The 26,121-nt window shown below is 56.2% G+C and carries 25 protein-coding genes; 10 read left to right on the top strand and 15 right to left on the bottom strand.

From position 1 onward, the window contains the following. Window position 1: 1 nt before the first annotated feature. Window positions 2–3,778, bottom strand: a complete 3,777-nt coding sequence (gene tamB / locus IMQ56_RS12100) for an autotransporter assembly complex protein TamB (protein ID WP_196064027.1) — start codon at window positions 3,776–3,778, stop codon at window positions 2–4. Further along, window positions 3,775–5,508 carry an autotransporter assembly complex protein TamA gene (gene tamA / locus IMQ56_RS12095; protein ID WP_017694656.1) on the bottom strand — a complete coding sequence of 578 codons (1,734 nt, stop codon included), beginning with the start codon at window positions 5,506–5,508 and terminating at the stop codon, window positions 3,775–3,777. The genes tamB and tamA overlap by 4 nt, the downstream gene beginning before the upstream one ends. Window positions 5,509–5,731: 223 nt before the next feature. Between tamA and msrA the strand changes: the two genes are divergently transcribed. Next, the gene (msrA, locus tag IMQ56_RS12090) at window positions 5,732–6,373 is read left to right on the top strand and encodes a peptide-methionine (S)-S-oxide reductase MsrA (RefSeq protein ID WP_006810351.1); all 642 of its coding nucleotides are present in this window, start codon (window positions 5,732–5,734) and stop codon (window positions 6,371–6,373) included. A 211-nt stretch (window positions 6,374–6,584) separates the two neighbouring features. Further along, a complete protein-coding gene (locus IMQ56_RS12085; RefSeq protein WP_006810357.1) occupies window positions 6,585–7,922 on the top strand; it encodes a hemolysin family protein in 1,338 nt (445 codons plus the stop codon). A 76-nt stretch (window positions 7,923–7,998) separates the two neighbouring features. On the opposite strand, the gene IMQ56_RS12080 is transcribed toward IMQ56_RS12085, so the two are convergent. After that, a complete protein-coding gene (locus IMQ56_RS12080) occupies window positions 7,999–8,205 on the bottom strand; it encodes a DUF1107 domain-containing protein (protein WP_003856054.1) in 207 nt (68 codons plus the stop codon). A 324-nt stretch (window positions 8,206–8,529) separates the two neighbouring features. On the opposite strand from IMQ56_RS12080, the gene IMQ56_RS12075 reads away from it, so the two are divergent. Continuing rightward, window positions 8,530–9,087: a YtfJ family protein gene (locus IMQ56_RS12075; protein WP_017383934.1), complete on the top strand. Its 558-nt coding sequence runs from the start codon at window positions 8,530–8,532 to the stop codon at window positions 9,085–9,087. Here the strand turns inward: IMQ56_RS12075 and cysQ are convergent. Continuing rightward, a complete protein-coding gene (gene cysQ / locus IMQ56_RS12070; protein ID WP_015572488.1) occupies window positions 9,081–9,821 on the bottom strand; it encodes a 3'(2'),5'-bisphosphate nucleotidase CysQ in 741 nt (246 codons plus the stop codon). The two genes, IMQ56_RS12075 and cysQ, sit on opposite strands and share 7 nt — an antisense overlap. 190 nt (window positions 9,822–10,011) lie before the next feature. On the opposite strand from cysQ, the gene IMQ56_RS12065 reads away from it, so the two are divergent. Beyond that, complete coding sequence (locus IMQ56_RS12065; protein WP_060460249.1) at window positions 10,012–11,955, top strand: bifunctional 2',3'-cyclic-nucleotide 2'-phosphodiesterase/3'-nucleotidase; 1,944 nt, start codon at window positions 10,012–10,014, stop codon at window positions 11,953–11,955. Between the two features lie 93 nt (window positions 11,956–12,048). Here IMQ56_RS12065 and IMQ56_RS12060 read toward each other — a convergent pair whose 3' ends face one another. Beyond that, window positions 12,049–12,435 carry a helix-turn-helix domain-containing protein gene (locus IMQ56_RS12060; protein WP_032671494.1) on the bottom strand — a complete coding sequence of 129 codons (387 nt, stop codon included), beginning with the start codon at window positions 12,433–12,435 and terminating at the stop codon, window positions 12,049–12,051. An 84-nt stretch (window positions 12,436–12,519) separates the two neighbouring features. Between IMQ56_RS12060 and IMQ56_RS12055 the strand changes: the two genes are divergently transcribed. From IMQ56_RS12055 to IMQ56_RS12045, 3 genes are all read left to right on the top strand, one after another. Next, entirely contained in the window at window positions 12,520–13,368 is an 849-nt protein-coding gene (locus IMQ56_RS12055) for an SDR family oxidoreductase (RefSeq protein ID WP_032671495.1), read from the top strand. Window positions 13,369–13,449: 81 nt separating this feature from the next. Further along, on the top strand, window positions 13,450–14,274 hold the full coding sequence (locus tag IMQ56_RS12050; RefSeq protein WP_196064026.1) for an AraC family transcriptional regulator: 825 nt from the start codon (window positions 13,450–13,452) through the stop codon (window positions 14,272–14,274). A 75-nt stretch (window positions 14,275–14,349) separates the two neighbouring features. Next, complete coding sequence (locus IMQ56_RS12045) at window positions 14,350–15,315, top strand: DMT family transporter (protein WP_017383939.1); 966 nt, start codon at window positions 14,350–14,352, stop codon at window positions 15,313–15,315. Between the two features lie 79 nt (window positions 15,316–15,394). Here the strand turns inward: IMQ56_RS12045 and IMQ56_RS12040 are convergent, their stop codons facing one another. Next, window positions 15,395–17,044, bottom strand: a complete 1,650-nt coding sequence (locus tag IMQ56_RS12040; RefSeq protein ID WP_039271950.1) for a methyl-accepting chemotaxis protein — start codon at window positions 17,042–17,044, stop codon at window positions 15,395–15,397. 245 nt (window positions 17,045–17,289) lie between these two features. Here IMQ56_RS12040 and ytfE point away from each other — a divergent pair, with 245 nt between their 5' ends. After that, complete coding sequence (ytfE, locus tag IMQ56_RS12035) at window positions 17,290–17,952, top strand: iron-sulfur cluster repair protein YtfE (protein ID WP_017383941.1); 663 nt, start codon at window positions 17,290–17,292, stop codon at window positions 17,950–17,952. Window positions 17,953–18,038: 86 nt separating this feature from the next. On the opposite strand, the gene cycA is transcribed toward ytfE, so the two are convergent. Together cycA and fklB are read right to left on the bottom strand one after the other, a co-directional pair. Continuing rightward, a complete protein-coding gene (gene cycA / locus IMQ56_RS12030; RefSeq protein ID WP_015572483.1) occupies window positions 18,039–19,448 on the bottom strand; it encodes a D-serine/D-alanine/glycine transporter in 1,410 nt (469 codons plus the stop codon). A 314-nt stretch (window positions 19,449–19,762) separates the two neighbouring features. Continuing rightward, window positions 19,763–20,383, bottom strand: coding sequence for an FKBP-type peptidyl-prolyl cis-trans isomerase (gene fklB, locus IMQ56_RS12025; RefSeq protein ID WP_008502892.1), 621 nt, complete (start codon window positions 20,381–20,383; stop codon window positions 19,763–19,765). 231 nt (window positions 20,384–20,614) lie between these two features. Between fklB and IMQ56_RS12020 the strand changes: the two genes are divergently transcribed. Then, complete coding sequence (locus tag IMQ56_RS12020; RefSeq protein WP_062938338.1) at window positions 20,615–21,253, top strand: OapA family protein; 639 nt, start codon at window positions 20,615–20,617, stop codon at window positions 21,251–21,253. A gap of 46 nt (window positions 21,254–21,299) precedes the next feature. On the opposite strand, the gene IMQ56_RS12015 is transcribed toward IMQ56_RS12020, so the two are convergent. The 5 genes from IMQ56_RS12015 to rpsF all read right to left on the bottom strand — a co-directional run bounded on the left by IMQ56_RS12015 (window position 21,300) and on the right by rpsF (window position 23,821). Beyond that, window positions 21,300–22,229 carry a DMT family transporter gene (locus tag IMQ56_RS12015; protein ID WP_032646988.1) on the bottom strand — a complete coding sequence of 310 codons (930 nt, stop codon included), beginning with the start codon at window positions 22,227–22,229 and terminating at the stop codon, window positions 21,300–21,302. Window positions 22,230–22,381: 152 nt separating this feature from the next. Next, window positions 22,382–22,831 carry a 50S ribosomal protein L9 gene (rplI, locus tag IMQ56_RS12010; protein ID WP_006810372.1) on the bottom strand — a complete coding sequence of 150 codons (450 nt, stop codon included), beginning with the start codon at window positions 22,829–22,831 and terminating at the stop codon, window positions 22,382–22,384. A 41-nt stretch (window positions 22,832–22,872) separates the two neighbouring features. After that, window positions 22,873–23,100, bottom strand: coding sequence for a 30S ribosomal protein S18 (gene rpsR / locus IMQ56_RS12005; RefSeq protein ID WP_000135199.1), 228 nt, complete (start codon window positions 23,098–23,100; stop codon window positions 22,873–22,875). Between the two features lie 4 nt (window positions 23,101–23,104). After that, the gene (priB, locus tag IMQ56_RS12000) at window positions 23,105–23,419 is read right to left on the bottom strand and encodes a primosomal replication protein N (RefSeq protein ID WP_003856035.1); all 315 of its coding nucleotides are present in this window, start codon (window positions 23,417–23,419) and stop codon (window positions 23,105–23,107) included. 6 nt (window positions 23,420–23,425) lie between these two features. Then, window positions 23,426–23,821, bottom strand: coding sequence for a 30S ribosomal protein S6 (gene rpsF, locus IMQ56_RS11995; protein WP_003856034.1), 396 nt, complete (start codon window positions 23,819–23,821; stop codon window positions 23,426–23,428). A gap of 340 nt (window positions 23,822–24,161) precedes the next feature. Here rpsF and yjfY point away from each other — a divergent pair, with 340 nt between their 5' ends. Continuing rightward, complete coding sequence (gene yjfY, locus IMQ56_RS11990; protein WP_017383944.1) at window positions 24,162–24,437, top strand: DUF1471 family protein YjfY; 276 nt, start codon at window positions 24,162–24,164, stop codon at window positions 24,435–24,437. A 135-nt stretch (window positions 24,438–24,572) separates the two neighbouring features. On the opposite strand, the gene IMQ56_RS11985 is transcribed toward yjfY, so the two are convergent. Together IMQ56_RS11985 and IMQ56_RS11980 are read right to left on the bottom strand one after the other, a co-directional pair. Beyond that, complete coding sequence (locus IMQ56_RS11985) at window positions 24,573–25,259, bottom strand: L-ribulose-5-phosphate 4-epimerase (RefSeq protein ID WP_032620832.1); 687 nt, start codon at window positions 25,257–25,259, stop codon at window positions 24,573–24,575. After that, window positions 25,252–26,112, bottom strand: coding sequence for an L-ribulose-5-phosphate 3-epimerase (locus tag IMQ56_RS11980; protein WP_015572478.1), 861 nt, complete (start codon window positions 26,110–26,112; stop codon window positions 25,252–25,254). Before IMQ56_RS11980 ends, IMQ56_RS11985 begins: the two co-directional genes overlap by 8 nt. Window positions 26,113–26,121: the final 9 nt, after the last annotated feature.

Below are 26,121 nucleotides of genomic sequence, written 5' to 3'. Positions count from 1 at the left end.
GCTAAAACTCAAACTGATAGAGCAGATCAAGTGCCTGGTCTACGCCGGACACTGCTTCCAGATATAGCTTAGGCATCAGGCGATAACGTAACGTGAGTGTAGCCAGTGAGTCAAAGATCCCCACGCCATATTTTACCTGTAGACCCGGCAGTACATAGCCGCTGACCACTACCTGCGAAGAGTCACCCACGCCCTGAGTGTCCAGCGCCAGATTGCTTACGCCAAACGTCTCGCCGATTTTACCCACAACCTGACCACTTTGTGCAACCCCCAGACCGACTAACATTGATGTCATTGCCGCACCATCGCCCTGTTGGCTATCCAGACCCTGGCCGCGAAGGAGGTAAGAGAGCGCTTCCTGTTGCGACATGGCCGGGTCAGAGAAGATCTCTGCCTTAGGTTCATCGGCGGAGCCCGTCACGCGCACGCCTGCAATCACATCATCTTCGGTGGCTTCCGGGTTACGGATCGCTTCGATATTGAGTACCGGCTGATCCGGTGGACCGGAGAACAGCAGCTCGCCTTTACGCACAATCAAATCCTGCCCGTAGGCATGGAAGCGCCCTTCAGGAATATTGATTTGTCCATTGAGGCCAAGTCCCTGTTGATCCTGCGCCACTTTCAGGTCACCCGTGAGTCTCGCCTTCAGCCCAAACGCGTCCAAACGCACGTTATTCCCCACGTGCACGATAAGATTACTATTGATCGGTATGCCAGCGCTCTTCTGTTCAACAGGTTTCAGATTTTCATTGAGCATAACTTCGTCACTGGCGACGCCAACCGCGCTTTCCGGCACCTCGTGAACCACGATGCGCGCCCACGGTACGTCAACACGGCCGTCCAGGGTGAAGAGACTCGGCGTTGCCTCAAAGACCACGTCTGGCGACACGTCCAGGCGCACCATCGGCGGTACCGTGATACGCACCCTGCTGCCCTTGGCCGCAATACGGGCGCGCCAGTTGTCGAGCTGGCTCCAGTCTGCGTCACCGCTCAGGTTGATTTGTCCCTGCTGCGTCAGCACTGAGCCACTGAGGGTTGAGCTTTGGCCGTTAAAGTTCATCGTCAGCTGGCTTGGCTGCATATCGAACGGCATAAAGTTACCGTCAATGTCCACGCCGTTTAACCGCATCTGGCCAAACAGCTGTGGGCTTTGCGCATCCCCCGCCAGACGCAGGTTGGCGCTGAGCATCCCCGCCGCCTTTTCTCCCCGCGAGAAGATCGGATTCACCATCGCCAGGTTGAAGTTGCGAATATTGACGTTGCCGCCGAGATTGCGCCGCCCTTGCGGATCGGTAATTTGCACCTGTCCGTCAAACTGACCGTTGTTGGTCAGGCGGATCAGCCATCCCAGTTCCGCACGATTGTTACGCAGGTCAGCGTTCACATTCAGGGTGTCGAACGCCACCGGCAGCGGCGCGTCATTGACCTCCTGCGTCACCTTCACGTTACGCCCGGAGAGGGTAACGCTGCCCTGCGGCAGTCCCTCTTTGGTGATGTCCCACGCGACGTCCGCTTTGCCGCTGAAGACCCCGCTGGCCTGGGTGGTTTCCGGCATAAACGGTTTCAGCATCGCCAGGTCGAAACGGTTGAGGTTGATCTGCGCATGTCCTTCCGCGCCCGCATCAATGGTCTGCGGCACGCACAGCTCAGCATTCGGGTTGGTCCAGCAGTGTGGCCCAATGCTGATCTTTTGCTCCGCGTTGCGGTAATCCAGCGCGACAGACCGCGACAGCACCAGCGGGCCGACCGGCGTGCTGAAGCGGGTGTTATCCAGCACGCCTTTCCAGCGCGTCGCCTGGCGGTCAAAACTGCCCGTCAGGTGCAGCTGCCCGGAGACCGGCTCGCCCTGCACGCGTAGCTGGAGATCGTGCTGCTTTTCGTTACCTTTTGCCGCCAGCGTGACCAGACTGATGTTCACGTCCGGCTGAGAGATACGCTCCACGCGCAGATTCAGGTTTCCGCCGATCTGATCGGTGGATTTCACGTCTCCCTCGACACGTACGCGGGCAATAGAAAGTTCCTGCCAGCGCAGGTTATTGGCGGTGATGTCCGCCAGCAGCTGCGGCGCCTCCACCGTACCGCGAACCTTCACTAACCCCTTCGCCGTGCCGCCAAGACCCGGCAGGGCGTTATCGAGATTTGGCGCGTCGATGGTGGCATCCAGATTGAGGTCTTTCACGCCCAGCTCGCCTTTAATATCCGCCGTGTTGCGACCCAGCGCCACGTGCAGGCCCGGGATCACCCACTGGAGATAGCTGTTGCCCTTAAGCGAGCCCTCTACGTTGACTTTGTTCTGCTTCACGTTGCCGGTGAGCTTGAGTTCCGGCACGTCCATCTGCCAGGTGCCACCGTACAGGCTACCGCGGGTTTTGATCAGGCCATCCAGTTTTGACGGCCAGTCCGGGACCTCTTTAGCGGTGTTGATCCCGGTCAGCTTCAGCTCGCCGCGCCAGCTGATCGCCTGCTGCCAGTCGAGCAGCGCGGTCAGCTCGGTTTTTCCTTCCAGCGCCGCCACGGTCAGCTTGTCGAGGTTAACCTGCAACTCGTTACCCTTCGCATCCAGGGTGATATCGGCGGGCGGTACCCCCTGCCCCTTCACTGCTGTGCGGAACGACAGCGTGTAGTCGGTCATTTTGCCACTCAGCTTCAGCTTCAGATCGTCAGCCTGGAACTGTTTTTCGCCGGTGAACGGCCAGTAAAGCTGCTTGCTGACAACCTCAAGGTTGAGCGGTAAACCGGCCTCTGCCAGCTGGGTTTGCCCGCGCAGCACCATATCCACCGGTCCGGAGAGGTTCACGCCGAACTCCAGCTTCTCGCGCAGCGCGCCGCCGACTTTCACCTTCACCTTTTCGCCTTTCAGCGGATCGATGTTCAGGGCGCTGTTCAGCGTAATATCTACCGGCCAGTTGTCGCGCAGCAGCGCATTGCCTGAGGCGTTGACCGACCCCTGGTTAGTATCAATATCCAGCGCGTCGAGCTTCATGTTGCCGTCGATACTGCTGACTTTAAGCAGCATGTTGAAGACCGTCAGATCGGTATCGCCGGTCAGACGCAACTGCTCGCCCTTAAACTCTTCGATATTGAGGTTCAGCGGCAGATGCACATCGGTCATCTCCGGCAGAACCGATTTCGAGAAGAGATCTTTCAGCGTTTCGCCCAGCGGTTTTTCTTCCGGCTGCGGGTTCTGGATCTTCGGCTCGACGATCTCTTCCTGCGCCACGTCGGCCACCTTCGGTAGCGCAATCAGCAGCCCTTGCAGGGAGGTTGGGGTCAGGGTGAGGTTTTTCTCCTGCCAGCGCAGACCGGAGGTGAAATCCATCACGGATACCGTCGTGTCGTCGATTTTGATATTCACGTTATCCAGTGCGACCCGGTAAAGCGCAATCGGGTACGGCGTGGAGAGGTTCAGCGGGCCGCTGTCCTCTTCTTCGACAGGCTCGGACTTCGGCATTTTTTTGGAATCTATCGCCACGCTAACGTCTTTTAGCGACAGATCGTTTACGCACAGCTGGCTGTCCCGCAGGCAGCCGAGCTTGACCGCCAGATGAAACTCGCCCGCGTTCACCGCCACGCCGGGCTGTTCATAACGGATATTTTTCAGGCGCAGATCGCGCCAGCCGCCCGTTACCTGGCCGATTTCCAGCCCCGGCACCCAGCGGTTCGCGGCGTTAAACAGCAAATGCAGGCCCGTGGTGGTGCCCACCAGAAACGCCACCGTACCGAGCAGTAATACGATAAAAATCAGCACCCCGAGGCTTATCTTCTTCCATAAACTCATAATTCAGGCCCCAGACCGATGTAAAACTGTAAACCGTGTTCGTCTTTGTCGCCCACCGGAACGGCGAAATCGAGCTTGATGGGCCCGACCGGTGACTGCCAGCGCACGCCTACGCCCGCGCCGGTTTTGAAATCGCTGCGGCGGATATCGTTCACCGCTTCACCGCCGTCAACGAACATCGCTCCCCACCACTTGCCGCTGACGTTGTACTGGTACTCCAGCGAGCCAGTCGCCAGTTTTGACGCCCCGGTCAACTGGCCTTTGTCGTTTTCAGGTGAGATCGATTTGTACTTATACCCGCGAATGCTGCGGTCGCCCCCGGCGAAGAAGCGCAGATCCGGCGGGACGCGTTCGAAATCACCGGTTTCGATCCAGCCGAGATTACCGCGCATCACAAAGCGGTGTTTGTCGTACAGCGTGCGGATCCAGACGTTTTGCGCCTGAAAGACGGAGAAGTCTACGTCGGAGCCCCAGGCGGTGTTGGAGTAATCGATGGAGTAGCGCTGAGAATCGCCCCAGGTCGGCATCAGGCCACCGCGCGAGCGGGTACGGCTGATCATCACGCCCGGATAAAGCAGCATGGTGGTGTTGGTGACGTTTGCCTGGGTAAAGTGGTCGAGGCTCCAGCGCAGGTTAATGGCGCGCTGCCAGCCGCTGGAGAGATCCCAGAAGCGTGATACCGCAAGCGTCGTCGAGTCCTGCTCGGTATCGTTCAAATCGGTACGCTTAAAGCCGCCCTGCACGAGGTAGTATTGCTCAAGCGGATTTTTCAGCAGCGGCATTTTATAGCTGAAGTCCAGCTGCTGTTCAGGCGCAGACAGGCTGACGCTGGTGGTCAGGCTGTGGCCGTAGGAGTTCATCCACGGTTTTTTCCATGAGGCTTTCACGCGCGGGCCGACGTCCGTGGAGTAGCCGACACCGGTCTCAATGGTGTTCTCGGTGCGCGGAGAGACCACGCCATGCAGCGGTAACACTTTCGTTTTACGGGATTTATCAAATTCCGGCGCTACCACCACGGAGTTAAACCAGCCCGTCGCGGACAAACGACGGTTCAGCTCGCCCAGGTCGCTGGACTGGTAGTAGTCGCCCTTTTTAAACGGCACCAGATTTTGCAGATACTCGTCACGGATTTGCGATCCTTCGAAGGTCACATCGCCAAACCGGTAGCGCTCGCCGCTGTCGTAATCGATATCCCAGAATGCCTGACGTCGCTCAAGCGCAACGCCCAGCTGGCTTTTGTTGAACCGGCTGTCGAAGTAGCCTTTGCGCAGCGAAACGCTGGTTAAGGATTTTTTAAAACGATCGTAATCCCCGTGATTGAGCACGGTGCCCACTTTCGGACGGGTGCTGAGCAGATCCAGGTAGTCCCGATCGGTGCGCGCACCGCCGCGCAACACCACGTTCGTGCCGCCAATCAGGACGGGTTCGCCCGGCGAGACGCGGGCAATCAACACCTGGCGTCCTTTCGCCGGCGGCGGGCGTAAATCGAAATCGATGGTGGGTTCGTAGTACCCCAACGCCTTTAAGCCTTCGCGGATGGCGTCATCCACGCGCGCGCGAAAACGCCGATCCGGCGTGACCTCATCGCTCTGGATGGTAGAAAGCTGCGCACGCACGTTTTTTTCCAGCGCCCCGGATAACCCCTCAACCTGCAAACGGACATTCGCCGCGCTGGCAATCCCGCTGGTCAGCATTAAACTGACTAAACATAACTGGCGGATCTTTGTCACGTTTTCTCCTGAATTCCCTGTTTCCACCCTGGAAGCAAATGCAGTGCCGCTCCGCGGCAAAATACGGCCTGAAAGCCAAAAACCCAAATTACGGGTTGAAAAAGGGTGTAACACCCAAATATTTCTTATGATTAAATCTAGACTCATTCATCGCATTTATTGTGTTCAATTAAACGCTTCGTGACAACCTTAACCGAAACAACGCTACCCGGGAGGCCCCACCGTGAGTTTATTCGATAAAAAGCATCTGGTATCACAAGCCGATGCGTTACCGGGACGCAACACCCCTATGCCAGTGGCAACATTACACGCCGTAAACAACCATTCAATGACAAACGTTCCTGATGGAATGGAGATCGCCCTGTTTGCCATGGGCTGCTTCTGGGGCGTAGAACGCCTGTTCTGGCAACTGCCGGGCGTGTACAGCACCGCTGCGGGCTACACCGGAGGATATACGCCTAACCCAACCTACCGCGAAGTCTGTTCCGGTGAGACCGGTCATGCTGAAGCGGTGCGTGTGGTGTATGACCCGAGCGTCATTAGCTATGAACAGCTGCTCCAGGTGTTCTGGGAAAACCATGACCCGGCGCAGGGCATGCGTCAGGGTAACGATCACGGCACCCAATACCGTTCGGCCATCTACCCGCTCACCCCAGAGCAGGAGGCCGCCGCCCACGCCAGCCTGACGCGTTTCCAGGAAGCGATGCAGGCGGCCGGTGATAAACGTCAGGTCACGACGGAAATCGCTACCGCGAAACCGTTCTACTATGCCGAAGACGACCACCAGCAGTACCTGCATAAAAATCCGTACGGCTACTGCGGTATCGGCGGCATTGGCGTTTGCCTGCCTCCCCAGCAGGCCTGATTACTGCATCAGCGCCACGCGAGCCGCGTGGCGCACAGCCTCTCCCTCCCGCCACGTTTTGCCGAAAACGTGACCTCTGGCAGGTTTACACGTCTTTACGCTATACTACCGCTGAAATAATCGGCTCAACGCTACGAGCTGAGTTCAATGTGTCTTCACACGAATGGTATCAACTCCCCTTCTGAGGATCTGGCGAGAAGCCGGATAAACTATGTTAAACAGTATTTTAGTAATACTTTGTCTTATTGCCGTCAGTGCATTTTTCTCGATATCGGAGATCTCGCTGGCTGCCTCCCGTAAAATCAAACTGAAGCTGCTTGCCGACGAGGGCAACATCAACGCATCACGCATTCTGAAAATGCAGGAAAACCCCGGCATGTTCTTTACCGTGGTGCAGATTGGCCTGAACGCGGTCGCCATCCTTGGCGGTATCGTGGGCGATGCAGCGTTTTCTCCGGCGTTTTATAGCCTCTTTGTTAAGTACATGTCCGTAGAGCTGGCCGAGCAGTTGAGCTTCATCCTCTCCTTCTCCCTGGTCACCGGCTTGTTCATTTTATTCGCGGACCTGACCCCGAAACGCATCGGTATGATTGCGCCAGAAGCTGTGGCTTTGCGTATCATCAACCCGATGCGCTTCTGCCTGTATGTCTTCCGTCCGCTGGTGTGGTTCTTTAACGGCCTGGCGAACGTCATTTTCCGCATCTTCAAGCTGCCGATGGTGCGTAAAGACGACATCACCTCCGACGATATTTATGCGGTGGTGGAAGCCGGGGCGCTGGCAGGCGTGCTGCGTAAGCAGGAGCACGAGCTGATTGAGAACGTTTTCGAACTGGAATCCCGTACCGTGCCTTCCTCCATGACCGGCCGTGAAAACATCATCTGGTTCGATCTGCATGAAGACGAGCAGAGCCTGAAGACCAAAGTGGCGCAGCATCCGCACTCCAAGTTCCTGGTCTGTAACGAAGATATCGACCATATCATCGGCTATGTGGACTCCAAAGACCTGCTGAACCGCGTGCTGGCAAACCAGAGCCTGGCGCTGAACAGCGGCGTGCAGATCCGCAACACCCTGATAGTGCCGGACACCCTGACGCTCTCCGAAGCGCTGGAAAGTTTCAAAACCGCCGGGGAAGACTTCGCGGTGATCATGAACGAATACGCGCTGGTGGTGGGCATTATCACCCTCAACGACGTTATGACGACCCTGATGGGCGACCTGGTCGGCCAGGGGCTGGAAGAGCAGATTGTTCAGCGTGACGAAAATTCATGGCTCATCGATGGCGGTACGCCGATTGAAGACGTCATGCGCGTACTCGACATTGACGAGTTCCCGCAGTCCGGCAACTACGAGACCATCGGGGGCTTTATGATGTTTATGCTGCGTAAAATCCCGAAACGTACCGACTCGGTGAAGTTCTCCGGCTTCAAGTTTGAAGTGGTGGATATTGATAACTACCGCATCGACCAGCTGCTGGTAACGCGTATTGATAGCAAACCGACCGTGCTGGTGCCGAAACTGCCGGATGCGGAAGAGAAGGTGTCGGCGTAATCCTTTGTGTGCCCCACAAACATCAACGGCTCCCATCGGGAGCCGTCTTTTTAACTACTACTGCATAGCACGTTGGTTAAGCCATCTCAGTTTGCAGACGCATAACCTGACGGTTGACTTCGGACATCACAGACAAGTGCTGTTTGTCCTTCACTTTTGGGATAAGGATTTTGCCCTTATCGAACTCAAAAGCGCCAACATCCTTGATGTACAACCGTCCACGGAACAGGATCTTCACGTACTTCGCCACCTGAAGCGGGTTGTAGCGTTGGAAAATTTTCATTCTTGTATCTCCTGCGAATCATACGCTCTTGCGGTGCCACAATCGGCCCGACGGTCCTGAGCGCAAATTTTGATGCCCAATGACTATAGACCAGAACCTCGTACTTACCCAGTGTGCATAAGTTTATTTACCGTTTGATTACAATTATTCAGAATAATCTTTGCAAAGCGTGATACAGCGCAGTATATGCCGTCGTTTTTGCATGGATATGTGCGTTCGCCCGCAAACTGGCATCGGGATTGCGGGAAAAGCCTATTGATCGCACTTATGATTAAAAGCGCATGACCAAGTGGTCGGATCACCTGCTAACAATAAGGAAACACCATGACCCTACGTAACCTCCTGGCAGCAGCTTGCCTGTTGCTGCCGCTGATGGCTTCCGCACACAACATTGAAAAAGGACAACGTGTCCCGCCGGTCGGGATTGCTGACCGGGGAGAATTGATTCTCGACAATGATAAGTTTAGCTATAAAGCCTGGAATAGCGCGCAGCTTGCGGGCAAAGTGAGAGTTGTACAACATATTGCCGGACGTACATCCGCTAAAGAGAAAAATGCCACCCTCGTGGAAGCGATCAAAGCCGCAAAACTCCCGCACGATCGCTACCAGACCACCACCATCGTGAACACCGACGACGCGATTCCCGGCTCCGGGATGTTTGTGCGCTCAAGCCTTGAGAGCAATAAGAAGCTCTATCCCTGGTCGCAGTTTATTGTCGACAGCAACGGCGTGACGCGTAAGGCGTGGCAGCTGGAAGAAGAGAGTTCAGCGATTGTCGTGCTGGACAAAAACGGTCGCGTACAGTGGGTTAAAGACGGCGCGCTGACGCAGGATGAGGTGCAGCAGGTGGTTGCCCTGCTGCATAAGCTACTGACTCAGTAAAGTGATACCCGGAAGCCCGGATTCAGGAATGACTCGCGCGGGGTGTAGTCCAGTGGCTTACCCTGCCAGTCATGCACATGCGCGCCAGCGGCCGCCGCCACCGCATGCCCTGCCGCCGTATCCCAGACGTTCGTCGGCCCGAAACGGGGGTACAGCTGCGCCTGCCCTTCCGCCACCAGACAGAACTTCAGCGACGAGCCAATCGACGTCGTCTGGTGTTCACCCAGCTGTTGCAGATACTCCTCCAGCTCGCTGTCACTGTGCGAGCGGCTGATCACCACCAGCGGAGGACGAGCATCACGCACCTGGATCTGCTTACGCACGCCGCACTCTTCCTTCCAGGCTTTACCTTCCGCCGCGCTGTACATTACTTTCATCACCGGGGCGTAAACCACGCCAAGCACCGCTTTTCCTTTTTCAATCAGGGCGATGTTGACGGTGAATTCACCGTTACGCTTGATAAACTCTTTCGTGCCGTCCAGCGGGTCGACAAGCCAGTAACGCTGCCAGTGCTGACGTTCATCCCAGCTCTGGGGCGCTTCTTCAGAAAGGACCGGAATATCCGGCGTCAGGGCCTGCAAACCTTTCAGGATCACCGCATGCGCCGCGATATCCGCCGCCGTCACCGGGGAGTCATCCGCTTTGCTGACAACATCCATCGGTTTCGCACCGTCGTACACCTGCATAATGGCATCACCCGCATCCCGTGCGAGCTGACAAATTTTATCTAACATTCTCCACCTCTTCGTTAACGCAGTGGGCATAACTTATTGTTTTAGTTATATCGTAATGTGAACAATTCCGCTATCTGTGAAGCAATTCTAGTTTCAGCGCCCTTTTTTCTGGCAGCATTCACACTTCTGTAAGCAACAAATACTACATACATATTCTTTTGTGGCTTGGATCGAAAAAAGGACTCCTCAGATGATTAAGTTTAGCGCAACGCTCCTGGCAACGCTGATTGCGGCAAGCGTTCAGGCAGCGACGGTGGATCTCCGTATTCTGGAAACCACCGATCTGCACAGCAATATGATGGACTTCGATTACTACAAAGATACCCCTACGGAAAAATTCGGACTGGTACGCACGGCAAGTTTGATCAACGCCGCCCGCGGTGAAGTGAAAAACAGCGTGCTGGTCGATAACGGGGACTTAATTCAGGGCAGCCCGCTCGGAGACTACATGGCGGCGAAGGGGCTGAAAAAAGGCGAGATCCATCCTGTTTATAAGGCAATGAATACGCTGGACTATGCCGTCGGCAACCTGGGCAACCACGAATTTAACTACGGCCTGAAATACCTGCACGACGCGCTGGCAGGTGCAAAATTCCCGTACGTTAACGCCAATATCATCGACGTTAAGACGAAGAAGCCGCTCTTCACCCCTTATCTGATTAAAGAGACCGAGGTTGTCGACCAGGACGGTAAAAAACAGACGCTGAAAATCGGCTATATCGGTTTTGTGCCGCCGCAGATCATGACGTGGGATAAAGCCAACCTCGACGGGAAAGTGACCGTCAACGACATTACCGAAACCGCGCGCAAATACGTGCCGGAGATGCGGGCGAAAGGGGCGGATGTGGTCGTCGTCGTGGCGCACTCTGGCCTCTCGGCCGACCCGTATCAGGTGATGGCTGAGAACTCCGTGTACTATCTCAGCCAGGTGCCGGGCGTGGATGCGATCCTGTTTGGTCACGCCCACGCCGTCTTCCCGGGCAAAGATTTCGCTGATATCAAAGGCGCGGACATCGAAAAAGGGACGCTCAACGGTGTGCCATCGGTGATGCCGGGCATGTGGGGCGACCACCTTGGCGTGGTGGATCTGGTGCTGAATAACGACAGCGGAAGCTGGAAAGTCACGCAGTCGAAAGCGGAAGCGCGTCCGATCTACGACGCAGCGGCCAAAAAATCTCTGGCAGGGGAAGATAAAAAGCTGGTCGACATCCTGAAGCATGACCACGACGCGACGCGTGAATTTGTCAGCAAGCCGATCGGTAAATCGGCTGATAACATGTACAGCTTCCTCGCGCTGGTACAAGATGACCCGACCGTGCAGGTCGTCAACATGGCGCAGAAAGCCTATGCGGAGCACTATATTCAGGGCGATCCGGATCTGGCAAATCTGCCGGTACTGTCTGCCGCGGCGCCATTCAAAGTGGGCGGGCGGAAGAACGATCCGGCCAGCTACGTTGAGGTGGAGAAAGGCCAGCTGACCTTCCGTAATGCCGCCGATCTCTACCTCTATCCCAACACCCTCGTGGTGGTGAAAGCCACCGGGAAAGAGGTGAAGGAGTGGCTGGAGTGCTCTGCCGGGCAGTTCAACCAGATCGATCCGCACAGCAGCAAACCGCAGTCGCTGATTAACTGGGACGGTTTCCGCACCTACAACTTCGACGTGATCGACGGCGTGGAATATCAGATTGACGTTACCCAGCCCGCAAAATATGACGGCGAATGTCAGGCCATTAATCCGCAGGCAGAACGCATCAAAAACCTGACCTTCAACGGCAAAGCGATTGATCCGAATGCCACTTTCCTGGTGGTGACCAACAACTACCGCGCCTATGGCGGCAAGTTTGCCGGTACGGGTGACAGCCACATCGCCTTTGCCTCGCCGGATGAGAACCGTTCGGTGCTGGCGGCGTGGATCAGCGCGGAGTCGAAAAAGACGGGTGAAATTCATCCGGCGGTGGATAACAACTGGCGACTTGCGCCGATCCACAGCGACACTAAGCTGGATATTCGCTTTGAGACATCTCCGTCCGATAAAGCAGCCGCGTTTATCAAGGATAAGGCGCAGTATCCGATGCAAAAGGTCGCGACGGATGATATTGGGTTCGCGATTTATCAGGTGGATTTGAGCAGGTAGCGATGATTGTGCCGGGTGGCGGCTTGCGCTTACCCGGCCTACGCGCAATCCTCGATCCCGTAGGCCGGGTAAGCGCAAGCGCCACCCGGCATTTCATGCTGCACGCTCTTCCCGGTTTGCCATCACCTGCGGCGTATTGACCTCAATCCAGTCGGCCAGCGCGGCCACCTTCTCGCTTACCTCCCGCCCCAGCGGCGTCAGGCTATACTCCACATGCGGCGGCACGACCGGATACGACACGCGATCGACAAACCCGTCATGCTCCAGCGCCTGTAAAGACTGAGCCAGCATCTTCTCGCTGACGCCGCCCATCTTGCGGCGCAGATCGCTGAAGCGATGCGTCCCCTGACGTAACGCCACCAGGATCAGCACGCCCCAGCGGCTGGTTACGTGTTTGAGCACCTCCCGTGACGGGCACTGTTCCGCAAAGAGGTTGCCATCGCGCATTTGCTCGCTGAGCGTTGGTATTGTTGTTTTCATACTTACCTTTTTGTACGTACTTACTAAAAGTTAGTTATGGTGATAGTGTGCCACAACACCAGACAAACACGAAGGAGATTCATCATGATCGCGATTACCGGCGCAACCGGCCAGCTTGGCCAACACGTTATTGAAGAACTGCTGAAAACCGTTCCGGCCAGCCAGATCGTGGCTATTGTGCGTAACCCGGCGAAAGCCGAAGCGTTGCGTCAGCAAGGGGTCGTTGTGCGTCAGGCGGATTACACCGATGAAGCCGCATTAACCACCGCGCTGAACGGCGTGGATAAACTGCTGCTCATCTCCTCCAGCGAAGTGGGCCAGCGTGCCGTACAGCACCAGAACGTGATAAACGCCGCCAAAGCCGCCGGGGTGAAATTCATCGCCTATACCAGCCTGCTGCATGCTGACAAATCTCCGCTGGGTCTGCACGTTGAGCACGTCGAAACCGAAAATGCCCTGGCGGCCTCCGGCGTGCCTTACGCCCTGCTGCGCAACGGCTGGTACACCGAAAACTACCTGGCAAGCGCGCCGCCAGCGCTGGAACACGGCGTATTTATGGGTGCCGCAGGCGAAGGCAAAATTGCCTCTGCGACCCGTGCGGATTACGCGGCGGCGGCAGCGAAAGTGATTTCTGAAGAGGGTCATGCCGGCAAGGTGTATGAACTGGCGGGTGATAATGCCTGGACGCTGAGCGAACTGGCTGCGGAACTGAGCAAGCAGAGCGGTAAGCCGGTAACGTATCAGAACCTCAGCGAAGCCGATTTCGCCGCTGCGCTGAAGGGCGTTGGTCTGCCTGCCGGGCTGGCGGAGATGCTGGCGGACTCCGACACCGGCGCGTCCAAAGGCGGCCTGTTCGACGACAGCCGTACCCTGAGCAAACTGATCGGCCGCCCAACCACATCACTGGCGGAAAGCGTCAAAGCCATCCTGTAGTTGTTAAAAATTGGTTATTTTTTGTGGCATCCCCTCGGGTCATCTCTGATAATGAAGCGATGACCCACAAGGAGGCTCACCGTGCAAGGCGTACCGGAACAGTTCACTGATGAGAGAGACAGCGCGCGCTTTCGCCATCTGGCGCAGCTGCCGGGCCTGGAGCTTTATCACGCCCATATCTCTGACTACGCCTTTGAGCCTCACACTCATGAAGCCTTCGGTATCGGCACCATCGAAACCGGTGCCGAACGCTTCCGCTATCGCGGTACCCAGCATCTTGCCGAGGAAAAATCCGTCGTGACCATGAACCCGGACGAGATCCACACAGGGGAATCCGCCACCGAAGGCGGCTGGCGCTACCGGATGGTCTACATCGAACCCGACCTGCTGGAAGAGGTCACCGGCCTGCGTCACTGGTGGTTTAATGACGTCACGCGCCACGACCCTTTGCGCTCGCAGCAGATTGGCCGGTTAATTTACGGCTTGTGGCACACCAACGATCCGCTGGCGCAGAAGGGGCTGCTACTGGATTTGATTCAGACTTTTCAGCCACTGGCCCATCATGCGCCGGTGGTGCAGGAGGCCGCGCACCGCTTCGAACGCGTTCGCGATTATCTGCACGACAACTATATGCGCTCGCTGACCCTGGACGAGCTGGCTAACGTTGTCTCGCTCAGCCCGTACCATTTTCAGCGCCAGTTCAAAGCCCATTTCCACGTTACGCCCCACCAGATGCTGATGGCCATCCGGCTGTGGCGCGCAAAAGCATTCCTCACCCACGGCATGCCTGCCGCCGAGGTGGCCGCCGCGACCGGGCTGACCGATCAGTCGCATTTAACCCGCGCATTCACCCGTCGCTACGGCATCACGCCCGTGCGCTACCAGAAACAGGTTATGCCGCGCTAATGCGCAACCTCATACAATACGCGCGCGTTTTGCCCTCCTACACTGATCGCAAAGTGAATCAAGATGGATGGAAAAATGATTAGCGGCGTGTTGTATGCCCTGCTTGCGGGTTTGATGTGGGGGCTGATTTTTGTCGGCCCGCTGATTGTGCCGGAGTACCCGGCAATTTTGCAGTCGACCGGACGTTACCTGGCGCTGGGGCTGATTGCCGTGCCGCTGGCGTGGCTGGGGCGCGCGCGTCTGCGTCAGCTGGGCCGCCAGGACTGGCTCACCGCGCTGGCGCTGACCATGATGGGTAATCTGATCTACTACGTCTGTCTGGCGAGCGCCATTCAGCGCACCGGTGCGCCGGTGTCGACCATGATTATCGGCACGCTACCGGTGGTCATCCCGGTTTTCGCGAACCTGCTTTACAGCCAGCGTGACGGCAAACTGGCGTGGTCAAAAATGGCGCCCGCTCTGGTCTGCATCGCCGTGGGGCTGGTGTGCGTGAATATTGCCGAGCTTCGCCACGGCCTCGAAAACTTCAGCTTGTGGCGTTACGGTTCAGGGATCTTTCTGGCGTTTATCTCGGTTGTCTGTTGGGCCTGGTATGCCCTGCGCAACGCACGCTGGCTGCGGGAAAACCCGGATAAACATCCGATGATGTGGGCGACGGCGCAGGCGCTGGTCACCCTCCCTGTCTCGTTGCTGGGCTATGTGGGCGCGTGTGTCTGGCTGGGTAGCCAGCAACCGGCATTTACCCTGCCCTTCGGACCGCGCCCGTGGGTATTCGTCGGGTTAATGGTCGCCATTGCCGTGCTCTGTTCGTGGGTGGGCGCGCTGTGCTGGAACATTGCCAGCCAGAAGCTGCCGACGGTGATACTGGGGCCGCTGATTGTCTTTGAGACGCTGGCAGGGCTGCTCTATACCTTCCTGATGCGTCAGAGCGTGCCGCCGCTGCTAACGGCCTGCGGGATCGCGCTGCTGGTCGTTGGGGTGGTGATTGCGGTGAGAGCGAAGCCGGAAAAACCGATGGTCGTTCCGGCGTCGGAGGGGTGAGCTTTTCGCCCAGCGGCGCTTCGCTTGCAGGGCCTACAAACCGTAGGCCGGGTAAGCGTCAGCGCCACCCGGCACAGTATCAGAACGTTTCCCAGTTCGCTTCAGACGCCGCCGCGAGGGGCTGCGCTTTAGGTGCATAGGTCTTAACCGGCGCGGCTTTCACCGCCTGGTTGCGGGTGATCTTAAACACCGCCACCGCGTCGTTCAGGCGTGCAGCCTGATCTTCCAGCGCCGCAGCTGCCGCCGCAGACTCTTCCACCAGCGAGGCGTTCTGCTGGGTGACGCGATCCATCTCCGCCACCGCCTGACCCACCTGGTCGATACCGCGGCTCTGTTCGTCGGAGGCCGACGCAATCTCACCCATGATGTCCGTCACGCGCGTAACCGCATTGACGATCTCCGCCATCGTCGCGCCCGCTTCATTTACCAGCTGAGAACCCGCGTTGACGCGTTCGCCGGAATCATCGATCAGCGCTTTGATCTCTTTCGCCGCCTGCGCGCTGCGCTGGGCAAGGGTACGCACCTCGCCCGCGACAACCGCGAAGCCACGTCCCTGCTCGCCCGCACGCGCCGCTTCTACCGCCGCGTTCAGCGCCAGAATATTGGTCTGGAAGGCAATGCCGTCGATCACGTTAGTAATTTGCGCGATTTTGCTGGAACTGGTGGCGATTTCATCCATGGTGCGCACAACGCCCTCGACCACGTTACCGCCCTTCTTCGCGGTGGAGGAGGCGTCCAGCGCCAGACGCGACGCCTGACGCGCGTTATCGGCGTTTTGCTTCACGGTGGCGGTTAACTGTTCCATGCTGGCTGCCGTCTCTTCCAGAGAAGCGGCCTGTTGCTCGGTACGAGAGGAGAGATCGTTGCTGCCCGCCGAGATTTCACCCGCGCCGGTGTAGATGGTATCTGCGCCTTCACGCACCACGCCCACCGTGTTGGCCAGCGCAGTCTGCATCTCCTGAACGTTGCGCGCCAGGATCGCCATTTCATTTTTACCCTCAGCCTGAATCGGCTGGGTTAAATCCCCTGCGGCAATGGCGCGGATATGGTTGATCACCTCTTCCAGCGGCAGCAGCAGCACACGGCGCATCGCAATCCAGCTGGAAATAATCACCGCGATCACCAGCAGCATCACCGCAGAAAGGATCCACAGAATGCGTTTGTAGTCGCTTTCATTGTCCTGGATACCTTTGGCGGCCAGCACGGCCTGCGCCTCACGCCACTCGCGATAAACCTTTTGCATCGCGGTCTGCTTCTGTTCGGCATTTTGTTTGAACATATCTTCCAGATTGCCCTGCCCCAGCAGAACGTTCATTTGCGTCAGCGTGGCGGAGTAGACGCGGTATTGCTCTTCCAGACGATCGGCCAGGTGCTCGTCCATACCCGGCGTTTCCGGCAGCGCGTAGTATTTATCGTAATGGGTCTGGGCATCGGCCAGCAGGTTTTTCGCGGTATTGACCAGCTCGTTCAGCTGCCCGCCGTTAATCTGCGACGCCATGCTGCTTTGCAGGCGCAGCATGCCGCGGTTGAGAGTGACGCGCGCCTGGTTCAGGCTGATCCAGGCGTCGGTAAACTCCGCGACGTTCTGGCTGGAAAGCTGAGAAACGGTGAAGTTCTCTTTATCGTTATTGAGTGCGTTAATGAAAATGCCAGCGGAGATCAGCTGCATGATGCCGAGCACAAGCAGCACCGAAATCAAAAGAGTAATGACTTTTATACGTTTAAACATGCGTTGCCTTTTTTATATACAGGTATTGTCTGACCTGTATCTATCGGCACGCGCGGCAGGTTGTTTACTGTTTCTCCACCTTTAAAAACTTTCGAAAGCCCTTTTCTGCATTCAATCAGCAAGTTAAAAGCACGCTTTTTTTGTGATCCCCTTCTCATTTTCACCCTTGCCTCTAAAGGGTTATAGTATCCACATAAAGATGCATTTAAAATGCATCTTATATTCCTGATGATGAGGTAACTGTTATGGCCTTCCGCGACCAACCCTTAGGCGAGCTGGCGCTCTCCATCCCTCGCGCTTCTGCGCTGTTCCGTAAATACGATATGGATTACTGCTGCGGTGGTAAGCAAACGCTGGCGCGCGCAGCGTCGCGTAAAGAGCTGGATGTGGAGGCTATCGAAGCGGAGCTGGCTCAGCTGGCTGAACAGCCTGTCGACAAAGACTGGCGCACCGCGCCGCTGGCTGAAATCATCGACCATATCATTGTGCGTTACCACGATCGTCACCGCGAGCAGCTGCCGGAGCTGATTTTACAGGCGACCAAAGTTGAACGCGTTCATGCCGATAAACCTTCCGTACCGCGCGGCCTGGCGAAATATCTGACCATGCTGCACGAAGAACTTTCCAGCCACATGATGAAAGAGGAGCAGATCCTCTTCCCGATGATCAAACAGGGCATGGGCAGCCAGGCCATGGGGCCCATCAGCGTGATGGAAAGCGAACATGATGACGCCGGCGAACTGCTGGAAGTGATCAAACACACCACCGACAACGTCACACCGCCGCCAGAAGCGTGCACCACCTGGAAAGCCATGTACAACGGCATTAATGAGATGATCGACGATCTGATGGAACACATTAGTCTTGAGAATAACGTTCTGTTCCCGCGTGCATTATCGGGTAAATAAAAAAGCCCGGTGGCGCTAGCGCTTACCGGGCCTACAACATCCGCGAACCTAGGCCGGGTAAGCGTCAGCGCCACCCGGCAACATGCTTAACGCATGCCCGCCATACGTTTCTTACCGATAAATAGCCAGCCCAGCCCCAGCGCGATAAACCACAGCGGCGTGACCATCAGCGCCTGTCGGGTATCTTCTTCCAGCGTCAGCAGCACCAGCACGAAGACGAAGAACGCCATGCACACCCAGCACATTAGCTTGCCCAGCGGCATCTTGTAGATCGACTTCTCGTGCAGGTGTGGACGCTGCTTGCGGTACACCAGGTACGAGCAGAGGATGATGGTCCAGACGAACATAAACAGGATCGCCGACACCGTGGTGATCATGGTGAACGCGCCGATTACGCTCGGGTTGACGTAGAGCATCACCACACCACCCAGCAGACAGATGCAGGAGAAGGTCAGCCCTTTCGCTGGTACCGCGCGTTTAGACAGTTTGGCAAACGCGCTCGGAGCAACGCCCTCCTGCGCCAGGCCGAACAGCATACGGCTGGTGGAGAAGACGCCGCTGTTCGCGGAAGAGGCCGCAGAGGTCAGCACCACGAAGTTAATCAGGCTCGCGGCAGCAGGCAGCCCCACCAGCACGAACAGCTCGACGAACGGGCTCTTGGTTGGCACCACCGAGCTCCATGGCGTCACGGACATAATGACGATCAGCGCGAACACGTAGAACATGATGATACGCAGCGGAATGGAATTGATCGCACGCGGCAGGGATTTCTCCGGATCTTTGGTTTCCGCCGCCGTGGTACCGACCAGCTCAATCCCGACAAACGCAAACACCGCAATCTGGAAGCCGGCAAAGAAGCCGCTGATACCTTTCGGGAACCAGCCGCCGTCATTCCACAGATGGGCAAACGAGGCCTGTACGCCGGTTGGCGACTGGAAGTGCGTCAGCACCATCACCAGCCCGACGACAATCAGCGCGATGATGGCGACGATTTTGATCATCGCGAACCAAAACTCCATCTCACCGAACATTTTAACGGTGGCGAGGTTCAGGCTCAGCAGCAGAACAATCACCGCCAGCGAAGCCACCCAGTCCGACAGGCCGGGGAACCAGAATTGGGCGTAGGCCGTAATAGCGACAACATCCGCCATGCCGGTGACCACCCAGCAGAACCAGTAGGTCCAGCCGGTAAAATAGCCCGCCCACGGGCCGAGCAGGTCTGACGCGAAGTCGCTGAAGGATTTGTATTCGAGATTCGAGAGCAGCAATTCACCCATTGCACGCATCACGAAAAAGAGCATAAAACCGATGATCATATAAACGAAGATGATCGACGGGCCGGCAAGACTGATGGTTTTGCCCGAGCCCATAAACAGCCCGGTGCCGATGGCTCCACCAATGGCAATAAGCTGAATGTGACGGTTCGTGAGATTTCGCCGTAGCGACTGTTCAGACGTCGCCTCTTCTGCGGCGGCGACTTTGACCTGATCTACCATGTGATATTTTCCTGTTTATGCCTGTCTGTGTTGTTAAGGCTCTTCTGGCCTTTATATACGCCAAATAAATGACGGACCCTGTGTAAGGACTAATCGATAGTAGGTAAGAATCGGCGGGATGAATACTATGATTTGAATATTATGTTAATAATATGTTGAAAGTGAGTGTCATATCACTCATACAGCGCGAAACAGCTCACAAAAATACACGTAACAGTTTCGTTTGCAATACAAAATGTTGATTTCGTCGTAACTCCGGGTTTTATCGCTATTTTCCTCTCCCCGATCGGAGAGAGGAAAATAAGAAAAACCGATTACAGGATTTCCAGCAGCTCGACTTCAAACACCAGGGTGCTGAATGGCGGAATGGACGCGCCAGCGCCACGCTCGCCGTAAGCCAGGTTGTGCGGGATAGTGAGTTCCCATTTGGAACCTACTGGCATCAGGGTCAGGGCTTCGATCCAGCCTGCGATAACGCCGTTGACCGGGAATTCAGCCGGTTCGCCACGCGCGACGGAGCTGTCGAACACGGTACCGTCGATCAGCTTACCGGTGTAGTGTACGCGAACGTGGTCGGTACGCGCCGGGATTGCGCCATCACCCTGATTGATTACGCGGAACTGCAAGCCGGACTCGGTGCTGTTCACGCCTTCACGCTCACGGTTCTCTTCCAGATATTTCACGCCTTCTGCCGCCATCTCTTCGAAACGCGCGCGACGTACGGCGTCAGCACGTTCGTGGATTTCACGCAGCGCACGGTGCACAACGTCAACCGGCACAGCGGGCTGCTTGCCTTCTAGCGCGTCAGCGATACCCGCCACCAGCGCTTCCGGTAACAGACCTTCCAGGCCGGATTCGCTCAGCTGCTGTCCTACCTGCAAGCCGATGCCGTAGCTTGCCTGCGCTTCGATAGTGTCAAAAGTCGGGGTGGTCATGGGTTTTCCTTCCATCACATTTAAAGTAGCGGGCAGCATATCAGCCATGCCCTTATGGGTAAAACTTTGTCTTAAGTAAAGGTGACAAACTGCGACGAAACGGAAACAATAGTAGCCGTCAGGATTTTCCCTAATATATGTCACGAAAGCTGGCTTTGTTACGCCCATCAGGCAGTTAGCAAACTACACTTCTCAGGACAGGATAAAAAGACGCGGAGCAGGAGGAGAGCCATGCCCGGGCGATTTGAACTGAAACCTACCCTGGCGAAAATCTGGCATGCGCCGGATAACTTTCGCATCATGGACCCGCTGCCGCCTTTGCACCGCAGAGGCATTATTATCGGCGCGTTGCTGATCGTCATCGGCTTCCTGCTTCCTTCCGGCAGTGACAACGTTGATACCGCGCCGGTCAGCCGGAATGCTGAGCTGGATATCCAGTCGCAAAGCCAGCCGCAGCCTGATTCACAGCCGATGCAGACGCAGCTGGTCACACCGTCTAACGATCCGGGCCAGGTTGCGCCGGTTGAACCTGAACCGGTTCAGGAAGATCAGGAGCAGGCCGCCGCCCCTTCAGAGCCACAGGCGCAACAGCCCACCGGCATTGAGCAGCAGTGGCGTTCGTATCGCGTAGAGCCTGGGAAAACTCTTGCCCAGCTGTTCCGCGACCACAATCTGCCAGCAACGGATGTGTATGCCATGGCGCAAGTCGAGGGGGCAGGCAAACCGCTCAGCAACCTGCAAAATGGTCAGATGGTGCAGATCCGCCAGAATGCCAGCGGGGTGGTGACCGGGTTAACGATCGATATCGGAAACGGGCAGCAGGTACTGTTTACCCGTCAGCCGGACGGCAGTTTCATCAGAGCACGTTAATGGCCCAGGCCGGGTAAGGCGATGCCGCCACCCGGCACTTTTGTTCTCAGGCACGCCGTTTATTCACCCACCAGATCCCCGAGCAGACCAGCACCAGCGCAATCGCGTATTTGATGTCCAGAATGTTTTCGCCGAGGAAGATGGCGGAGAGCACCGTCCCTGCTACAGGTATGACAAAGTTGAACGGGGCAATCATACTCACGCGGTTTACTTTCAGCAGCGCGCTCCACAGGGCGAACGCCACGGATGAGAGCAGCGTCAGATACCCCAGCACGGCGACGGCTTTCATGCTGTGCACCTCCAGCGTCCCGCCCGTGGCATAGCCTCCCGCAACCAGTGCCGCCCCGCCTATCCCCAGCTGCCAGCCAGTCATCACCGTCGGGTCAACGGTCTGGGAAATGCGTTTCCCGTAAAGCGTGGCCGCAGAGAGAATAAAGGCGGCCAGCACCACAAATCCGTCACCTTTCCAGACAAACTGGAACTCACTTAAGCCGCTGTGGAAGTTCACCAGCATAACCCCGGCAAAGCCCAGAACACATCCCAGCGTTTTGTTATAGCTGAGTTTGTCGTTGTGGTAGATAAAGTGCGCCAGCAGCACGCTGAAGAAGGTCCCGGTGGCATTCATGATGGAGCCGTTCACCCCGGTCGTGTAGGCCAGGCCGATATAAAAGAAGGTGTACTGGAGGGAGGTCTGGGTCAGTCCGAGGATCGTGAGCTGGCCAAACTGCGTGGGCGTGAGCCTGCCAATCGGCTTTCGCTGGGCCATGGCAAAAAGCAGCAGCAACGCGCCGGCAAACAGAAAACGGTATCCGGCAAAGACGACTTTGGAGGGGATATCATCGGTCGCGATCTGAAAGAGTTCGTAGCCACTTTTAATGGCCGGGTACGAGCTTCCCCAAAGCAGACAGCAGAGCGTGGCGCAGGCATAGGCCACATTGCGACGGGCAAAGACGGGCGTGGGCAGAGCAGTATCCATGACAAATCTCATAAATAAAATTGCGTTTCAATTTATTATCAGAGAATGCGTCAGGAATAGCGACCTTACAAGAGCAAAAGATGACGCAGGGTCACGCTAAAAAGCAAAACGCCGGCACAAGGCCGGCGCTTCGACGCGAGCAGAGTAAAAAATTACTCAGCTACTACGTTAACAACCAGTTTAGCGAACACTTCGCTGTGAACCTGGAAGTCAACTTCGTGCTCACCAGTGGTACGCAGAACGCCGTTCGGCATACGAACTTCGCTCTTAGCCACTTTAACGCCTGCCGCAGTTACTGCATCAGCGATATCGCGGGTACCGATGGAACCGAACAGTTTACCTTCGTCGCCAGCTTTAGACGCGATAGTAACGGTGCCCAGTGCGTTGATTGCTTCAGCGCGAGCGTTAGCAGCCGCCAGAACGTCAGCCAGTTTGGCTTCCAGTTCAGCACGACGTGCTTCGAAAAACTCTACGTTTTTCTTAGTAGCTGGAACAGCTTTACCCTGTGGAACCAGGAAGTTACGAGCGTAACCCGCTTTAACGTTTACCTGATCACCCAGGCTGCCCAGGTTTGCTACTTTATCAAGCAGAATAACTTGCATTACCTTATCCTCTTAAAGTCGTATTAATGGACCGTGCCCGATTACTGATGACGATCAGTGTACGGCAGCAGAGACAGGTAGCGAGCGCGTTTGATAGCGCGAGCCAGCTGACGCTGATATTTTGCACGAGTACCGGTGATACGGCTTGGGACAATCTTACCGCTTTCGGTGATGTAGTTTTTCAGCGTTGCGATATCTTTATAGTCGATCTCTTGAACGCCTTCCGCGGTGAAACGGCAGAACTTGCGACGACGGAAATAACGTGCCATATGGCTAGTCTCCAGAATCTATCAAATCAATCTGCTCGGCATGCAGAACCATTTTGCTCAGGCCGTTCTTTGCCTTGTGGCAAGAAATGAACCCCTGAACGATTACTGCGCTACCGACCGTTAAACTGTGAGTAATGGCCTGGTTTTCGTGTCCGCTAATAATTACGGGCATTTGGCACCACGCCTGCCGGTGAAACCCGGCTTCCTCTTGCACAGAACGATGCTCAAGCACGAACTGGCAATGCGGAATTCCTGATGGGCTGACCTTTCGAAGGGGGGTCCTGCACACGGTGCCGGACAACACCAGACGGTTGGTCATCAGAAATTACTCTTCAGAATCCCCAGCATCAGAATCATCTGCGGTTTCGTTTGCGAAATCATCGCGACGCTCACGGCGCTCGTCTTTCGCTTTAACCATCGGAGATGCTTCGGTCACTGCGTGTTTGGTACGCATAACCATGCTGCGGATAACGGCATCGTTGAAGCGGAAGGTAGTTTCCAGCTCATCGATCACTTCCTGCGGAGCTTCAACGTTCATCAGAACGTAGTGTGCTTTGTGCAGTTTGTTGATCGGGTAAGCCAGCTGACGGCGGCCCCAGTCTTCCAGACGGTGGATCGTGCCTTCTGCACCAGTGATGGCAGCAGAGTAACGCTCGATCATGCCCGGAACCTGTTCGCTCTGGTCAGGGTGGACCATAAAAACGATTTCGTAATGACGCATCGAATTGCTCCTTACGGATTATTCAGCCTCCTGTCTGGGTCAGCCGAGGCCCGGGGAGGCAAGGAACGTGTTAAAGGTCGGCTGAAAAATTGACGCGTCATAATACTTGCGCCCCCCAGGAAACTCAAGCTGATTGCACAAATAATTCGCACAAAGGGTAAAGCTGTTCTAAGTGGGTGATTTAAAATCGCACTCATCAGAAGCGCTGTTTTTTTGAACAACACCATCAGAAATGGTCACCCATCGCAATCCGGGTAGCGATTACACTTTAATCAGAGACACTGAACAGAGAAGGAGAACATTACCCCGTATCACAGCACGCAGTCGTGGAGCGCATATCATGAAAAGAATCGCAATCGCCATTTTGGCTGCGCTTTTGCTCAGTGCAAACGCGATGGCAGCCATCAGAATAGACAGCCAACAGGCCAGAAACATGGATGATGTGCAGAGCTTAGGCGTTATTTACATCAATCATAACTTCGCCACTGAAAGTGAAGCAGATCAGGCGCTTAATGAAGAAACCGATGCGCAGGGCGCAAAATACTATCACGTCATGCTGACACGTGAGCCCGGCAGCAACGGTAATATGCACGCCAGTGCAGATATTTACCAGTAACGCTACATCGCTAGCACCAGGAAAGCCAACGAAAATCAAAGCCATATATAATTTGCCCCCTGCCCGGGGGCTTTTTTTATGAATGGCTCCGGAATACCACCGGTTACAACTGTTTCGGTATTCCAGAGCACTTATTCACTTCTGCCCGTAGTAAGCATTCGGGCCGTGCTTACGCATGAAATGCTTGTTCATCAGGTAATCATCAATGCCCTGAAGCTGTGGGTTAATGCCGCGCGCAATCCACGCCATTCTGGCCACCTCTTCCATCACCACCGCGTTATGCACGGCGTCATGCGCATCTTTACCCCAGGAGAACGGACCATGCTGGTACACCACAATACCCGGCGTATGCAGTGGTTCCGTCTCACCCAGCGTTTCGATAATGACCCTGCCGGTGTTAAGTTCGTACTCGCCTTCGACCTCAGCCTGCGTTAACGCTCGCGTGCAGGGAATATCGCCGAAGAAGTAATCTGCGTGCGTCGTACCCAAAGCAGGGATCGCCAGCCCGGCCTGTGCCCAGGCGGTGGCGTGCGTGGAATGGGTATGCACAACGCCCCCCAGAGACGGGTAACGCTGATACAGCGCCAGGTGGGTTGCCGTATCTGAAGAAGGGCGCCATTTGCCTTCAACGACGTGTCCTTCCAGGTCAACCACCACCATATCGTCCGCTTTCATGGCGTCATAGGCCACGCCGCTCGGCTTAATCACCACCAGCCCCTGCTCGCGATCGATGGCGCTTACGTTGCCCCAGGTAAACGTCACCAGTCCACAGCGCGGGAGATCCATATTGGCTTCATAGACCTGCTGTTTCAGCTTAAGCATGTTCCGCCTCCATCAGCCCTGCCCGCGCCATGCGCTCGCGCACCCAGTCCCGGGCTTTCGCCACTTCTGCCGCCGGGTCGTCCGCGGTTTCGCTCCACATCTCAATCAGGTAAGGCCCGCAATAACCTGTCTGTTTGAGCGTCTGGAAGCACCGTTCGAAATCCACCACCCCGGTGCCGAACGGTACGTTTTTAAACACGCCAGGACGGGTATCTTTAACGTGCACCGCCACGATATGCCCGATGCCCGCCTGAAGCTCCATCTGTACGTCGTTATCCCATGCCGACAGGTTTCCGATATCCGGATAAAGCTGGAACCATGGGTTGTTCAGATAGTGCGCATAGCCCAGCGCCTTGCTGATGGAGTTCATCAACGGATAATCCATGATCTCCATCGCCAGCGTCACCTGCGCACGGCTTGCCATCTCAACGCTCTCTTTCAGGCCCTCCCGGAAACGACGGCGCGTTTCATCGTTGGCTTCCTGATAGTAAACATCGTAACCCGCCAGTTGGATCACGCGGATGCCGACATCCTGTGCAAAGCGAATGGCTTTACGCATGATCTCCAGCCCTTCGGCGCGTACGGCATCATCTTCGCTGCCAAGCGGAAAACGACGATGAGCGCTCAGGCACATGGATGGCACGCGTACGCCGGTTTCGGCAATGGCGCTCACCAGCGCCAGACGCTGGTCGCGGCGCCAGTCCAGGCGAGAAAGACGCTCGTCCGTCTCATCCACCGACATTTCGACAAAATCGAAACCCAACTGCTTCGCCAGCTGTAACCGCTCCAGCCAGCACTCCCCCGCAGGGAGTGCCTTTTCATAGATGCCAAGCGGGACCTGTTTTGACAACATACCCGCTCC

Source organism: Enterobacter sp. Res13-Sevr-PEC09-46, assembly GCF_015672585.1.
GTDB classification, from domain to species: Bacteria; Pseudomonadota; Gammaproteobacteria; order Enterobacterales; family Enterobacteriaceae; genus Enterobacter; species Enterobacter hormaechei_C.
This window is presented reverse-complemented; position numbering and strand designations above follow the sequence as displayed.